The sequence below is a fragment of the Nocardia sp. NPDC003999 genome, from assembly GCF_053604885.1.
Window position 1 is genome coordinate 1 of sequence record NZ_JBSGIB010000057.1, and the last position, 1188, is coordinate 1188.

Sequence of the window (1188 nt, forward strand, 5' to 3'; positions counted from 1 at the left end):
GTTGTTGCCGTTGCCGCCGTTGTTGTTTCCGGTTCCGCCGCCACTGCCTGTTCCACCGTTGGTGGGGGGTGCCGCGGTATTCGGGTCGACGAATTCGGGGACCTGGCCGGCGAGTTCACGCATGCCGGCGACGAAACCTTTGTTGTTACTGGTGTCGTCGCCCTTGTCCCACCACTGCTGAGCATAGGTTTGGGCCTGATCACCGGTCCGGCCGCGCTTGGCGACATAGTTGACCGTGCCGTTGGTGTTCAACTTGATCTGGTCGTAGCGGGGAACGTGACCGTAGATGAACGCCAGGAAGTTGGCGGTGTTCCCCACGACATGAGACATGTCGACCATACTCGCCCGCAACGTTTCGGCGGTACCGAGGTATTTGTCGATCGAGGCGATCGCCCGGTCGGCGCCCGCGCCCTGCCAGTGCCCCCGGGTGAACACGGGTTTGATGTTCTTGGTGAAGGTATCGATCGAGTTGCCCCAGATCTGGGACAGGGCCAGCCACTCACCCGACAACCACAGCATGTCACCACCGACCGAGCCCACGAGCATGGCGATGTTGGCGAAATCGTAGAGGTGCAGAGCGCCACCGAGTTCGATCAGCGGATCGATTCTGCCCTTGAGGGACTTGTCGAAACTCACCCCGGAACTGGCGGTGGTCGACAAACCCGGCCCGTCCGCCCACGACACCGAGGACGCCGCATGATACTTCGAGATCTCCGGCCAATGATCACGCGCGTTGGGTGCGACGAAGGTGTTCGCGTTCTGTCCCTCGGTGATCGAGTACTTCTTGTTCGCCGCGGTGAACGTGTTCGCGATATCGGTGACGATCGCTTGATGATTACCCAGGATGTCGACCAGTTCGGGGTTCGCTTTGTCGAAGAACGCGTCCGACAGATGTTTCATGCTCAGAAACTGATAGGAACTGGCCGGGAACGGTTTCGGCTGGGCAGGCCGTTTCGGATCGGTACCGGATTGATTGTTGTAATACCAGTCGAACTTCGGCGGCATGTTCTTCCCGGTCACGAAATCGATCAACCCGAGGATGTCGGCGACCAGATCCTCACAATATCCGGTCAGCTTACCCAGCGCGGCGCTGTCGACATTGAGAAGTTGAAGCTGACCGTTCTGGGCACTCTTCAACAATCCAGCCCAATCGGTCTGGTCGATACCCGCCGCCATCCTGCTCCTACC

At 59.6% G+C, this 1188-nt stretch carries 1 protein-coding gene; it reads right to left on the reverse strand.

The genetic code is table 11. The features are described 5' to 3' along the window. Positions 1-1176, reverse strand: a 1176-nt coding sequence (locus ACWESM_RS36610; protein ID WP_452495729.1) for a hypothetical protein, incomplete at its 3' end; no start/stop codon positions are given. Positions 1177-1188 lie beyond the last annotated feature (12 nt).